Source organism: Bradyrhizobium altum (assembly GCF_020889705.1).
Taxonomy (GTDB): Bacteria; Pseudomonadota; Alphaproteobacteria; order Rhizobiales; family Xanthobacteraceae; genus Bradyrhizobium; species Bradyrhizobium altum.
Window position 1 is genome coordinate 1 of the sequence record NZ_JACMYP010000427.1, and the last position, 4,508, is coordinate 4,508.

Annotated in this window: 3 protein-coding genes; all 3 read left to right on the plus strand. The window is 56.0% G+C overall.

Annotated features, from left to right (window positions below):
* The coding region (locus tag H8B02_RS45480; protein ID WP_229172243.1) for a hypothetical protein at positions 1 to 240 on the plus strand (240 nt) is incomplete at its 5' end.
* A 1,207-nt stretch (positions 241 to 1,447) separates the two neighbouring features.
* Entirely contained in the window at positions 1,448 to 3,019 is a 1,572-nt protein-coding gene (locus H8B02_RS45485; protein WP_229172244.1) for an amidophosphoribosyltransferase, read from the plus strand.
* 10 nt (positions 3,020 to 3,029) lie between these two features.
* Complete coding sequence (locus H8B02_RS45490) at positions 3,030 to 3,701, plus strand: HAD family hydrolase (RefSeq protein ID WP_229172245.1); 672 nt, start codon at positions 3,030 to 3,032, stop codon at positions 3,699 to 3,701.
* The last annotated feature ends 807 nt before the right edge of the window (positions 3,702 to 4,508 follow it).

Sequence of the window (4,508 nt, forward strand, 5' to 3'; positions counted from 1 at the left end):
CTGACCTTCGCGGATCTGCGCGCCAAACGCGACGGTGACCACATCTGGGGCCCTCCGGGACGCTTCTGGTGGAAACACCAGCGCGCCGAAAGTCCGCTAGCGGGCTTGATCGAAGAAGCGGGAGCCGCGGGGAATGCCTGGCCTCCACTGAGAGCTGGTTTCTTCCGCGGAGATAGCAGGCGCTTTGCAGAGATCTCCGGCAACTACAAGGTAGCGATCGATCGCTCACCTATGCACTGAACGCTGCAGCGGTCACGGCGAACCACGCGATCCAGGCTGCAAGCGGCAGAGTTCGCGGCCAACTCTGCGAAAGACCAGCCTCATCGCTTCGTTAGCCTTACCCGGCAATGTTTCCGTCCGAAAGGCGATATGCTATTTCGGGACTCGTCAGTATTGTCGGCTTTCATTGAGTCGGTTGCGTGCGCGCGTGAGGTTTCAATTGTCAATATTGAAGATACTCGCCGGCCAACTGGGCGGCCGGGCCAGTATCGACGTCGTCAAGCGACACCTGGCGATCCTTTACAGCAGCGGGCCGGAATGGCCGGCTCGCATGAAGCGCATCGCAAGACCCCGGCAAGCTGCACGGAGGTTCTGAAGGCGGGCTCGAAGCTATCGAGGGATACCTCAACACCAAATTCGTGAGCCAAGCGAGCTAGCCACCCCTTCAATGCGGCATGATATCAATCAATCATCATGGACTTGGCTTTCCCGAAGTGCCGTTCGGAGCAGAATAAAGGATTGCGGCCTCAAAAGGCAATGCGACCACAAACCCGAAGAACATCTGAACGTGCAGAGCAGGATTTTGCTCAGAGGGTCTCGCCCCATCGACCGCCCGATTGGACCGCTCCGCTGGCAGCCCAGTACGTGTCCTTTCTCCCTAGACTTGAGCCGCTGTCGGTGAAATTCGGCAGCGATCTTTATCCGTGACCGGCGGCTTCTCACTTATTCCGGCGCAAGCACAAAGTAAAATGATTGTTGGTCAGGCTAACCGGACCACAGCTGAACCTAACAGCAACCCAACAGGGCTTGGAGCGGCGTCAGGGGCTTTCAGCTGCTGTTGTCGGCGCGATCGAGATCCTGGTTCAGAGATCGTGCTGCGGAAATTGGCATTCAGGCGAAGAGAGGTGCGCAGCCTCACCGCATCAGTCAGCGCGAGCGGGGCGATCGTCGCGGGCTGCGACACGAATGATAGCACGCTTTAGCTTGCTATTTCTCACACAAGGTTCGTCGCGCTTCAGACAGATTGTCGCGAAACAGCCAGCTCAGTTGTCCAGCCATAGAGATTGAGAGAGCTCGGACCTGACACCCGTCGGTTTGATGGTCTGTTCGATTTGCTAAGCGTGGTACGAAGCTTGCTTAGGGGCAGGACCATGTCTTCTCGGATCGGTGGGACACGTCCGCCTTATGATGGGCTCGGGACACGGACGCTACATGAAAGTTAGCCAGCATGTCAGGTATCGCTGCCGCCTTTCTCTTGCCTTGGAGCAATTCCCACCAGACGGTTTATGATCGACTAGCGCACATGCTTCCGAAGCTCGCACTCCGCGGACAGGCAGGAGTCGGCGTCGCCGCCTTCATGCACAACAAAGGCATTCGATATAAACGCGCGTCTCAGCCGTCACATGAACTGAGTGCGATCGACAACGACGAGCAGGACCTGGAGTTCAATCCACATGTTGCCATCGCTCATATTCGCGGTCGAACTCGCAGAGACGGTGAGAGCGACGATCAACCAGCCCGCAATCGTAAGGCCAACACGCATCAACTGACAATGTTTTTGGACGGAGCGTTAGCAAACGCCCCTGAGTTAAGAGCAGAACTGGCTGCCCAAGGTCACACCCTCGGTCGGACGGATGCCGAACCGTTGCCCAAACTAGTTGAACACATTTGTGAAAGAGATTTTTGGCGGCAAGGCCTCCGGGTCGACTATGAGAACGTCTTTCGTGAGATTGATGAGCGCATAGATGGCGCTATCAGTGCGCTTTTGCTGGACGCCGAAGGAAATCTGATTGCGTTCCGCAATAGATATGGTCTGCGTCCTTTGGAGTTCATGCAGACGGACGATGGATTCTTGCTCTTTGCTTCGGAAAATTGCGCCTTTGCCGGACTTCGGGGCAAGTCTGACCAAATCGTGCCGGGCTACATCAAATATGTGGACGGAAAAAACGGAGATTGTCTCGATCGTTCTGTCGGCGATTCTCGACGTGCCGCCAAGCTTTGCGCCTACGAAGCGCTTTACCTCGGGAGTCCGGATACGTCGATCCAGGGGCGATCTCACCTCGAAACTCGTTTCAGCATTGGCTTCTCGCTGGGGGACCTTATTGCGCGTCAGCTTCCTGCGGAGCCGGACGCCGCTCCAATCATCATCTCGTCCATGCCTCATACTGGAGGGCCCTACGCTGACGGCTTATTCGCATCTCTCGTAGCACGTGGGATTAGCGCCGAACGGCGTGAAGTCATCGAGACTAAAATCTCTGAGCGAACTCTCATCGGCCCAAGTAGTGAGCGCAAGCGTCGTATCGCTCACAAATACCGTCTGGCTTCGACTGACGTCGAAAAACGCACGATACTCATTGCCGATGAAGCCCTCATTCGTGGCGATACCAGTCGGACCGTAACGAATATGCTTCTTGCTGCGGGTGTCAAAGCTGTCCATTGGGGAATCGGCTCACCGCCTATCGTGGCTCCAAATTACTACGGCGTGAATATTGAGACCATCGATGAACTGGCCTTCTGGCGGACATGGAAGAGGCTGTCCGCTCAACAGCGGAAGCAAAGCTTACTATTTAAAGATATCGAGCCGCACGTCCTCAAAACCATCGAAGCAAGAATCGCGGTCTCGATCAACGCGGCAACCGTGACCTACTTGCCCTTCCCGCGTCTCACATCCTTGCTGCCGCGGGAGAGCGAGGGAATAGATTTGTCGCCCTTTACATTCGAAATGCCAACTCCTGCGGGGCAAAGGCGCGCAAATAGAGACCTGCATAATCTCATGGCCGACCACTATAGCGCTGCCTGAGGCCCGAATCATGAAGCCAGCTCTTGTTTTTGATTGGAATGGCACGTTGCTTGACGATGCCCAGGCGCTACTGCAAACGACCAACACTATCTTGGAGCGCTTCGGACGCCCGACGATCGATCTGGATACCTTTCGGGATCATTGCGATGTCCCACTGTCCATTCTTTTCCGAAATGTCGGGATGTCAGAAGCGGAAGTCGCAGCGGTAGATCGCGATGGCGGCGCAATCTTCCATGACACCTACGAGCCGCTAGCCGACAAAGCAGAGTTACGCGTAGGTGCGCGCACAATGCTGGAATTGCTGCGCCAAGAAGCGGCTTCGTCCATCATCGTGAGCAACCATATAGTCGCGCCCCTTGTTGCTCAATTGCGAAGGCTCGGAATCGACCGCTACTTCAATGACGTCCTGGCTTTTGAAAGCCGTCTCACCCAGTATAAAACGATGAGCAAAGGGGAGCGGCTTCGGCGGTACATGGAGGAGAATGATTTAAAGCCTGACTCAACTTTCATCATCGGGGATATGCCAGTGGAAACCAACATTGCGCGAAGCCTTGGACTGATAAGCATATCCATCACCGGCGGATTTGTTTCCGAAGCGCGCTTGCGGGCAGCGAAGCCGGACCACATCATCCACAACTATCACGAGCTGTTACCAATCGTTCAAGCGCATGGCTTTTTCTAAATGGATAGATGTTATGTGCGAAGTCGAGATGTCGCACTTAAGCGGCGGTGGGAAGGAGTAGGCCTCGTCGGGGACTGGGGCTCATGGGAGGTGGCATTGGTGTCCCTCTTGCGTCACCAGAATGAAGCTTACAAGGATCGTTCTGCGACGGACCGTCCGAACATGATTCTATCGCTGAGTTGTCGTGGCCCGTAAAAGCCTGTCCTCTTGCCCTTGCCGCCGGCAGATTAATTTAGGCAGATCGATGTGTTCAATGGCCGCCGTGGACGCTGCTGAGAACGCCTGATCCGGCAGCAACTTGCGTGCTTCACGGTCGGCCAACTGGCCAAGTGTTCTACTCGGCGCCATCGACGCGATCTCTGTGCTTGGCCAACAACCAACAGCTGCTCGTTGAATCGGAACAGAATGACGCTTGGTTGAACTCGCCGCGACGAAAATGGGGGGCCAGTATGCCGCAATTGTCCCGTCCTCTTGCTGACGGACATCGTCAGCAATGGTCCTCGAACTTCTTGGAGGACGAATTATCAGGGCCCCGGGTGGGGGAGCCCATGATGGAGTTGTTGATCGCGCCGATGCGCTTGGATGGGCTATGGCGCCTCGGACCGGCGTCGTCCATCGCGAAAATCTTAATCAGCGTCGCTCATCAGCATCAAAGCAGCATCTCGCAGCCGCCCCTGGTTACGCTATGATAGCCGAATTGATTCGGCGGCCCAGCCTGGCCTTTGACCCCAAGTCCGGCCGCCGTAGCGCCCCATCCGAAAGGGTGGGGCGCTTTTTTTTGCATATGCCCTTGCTGGCCCAGGGAGC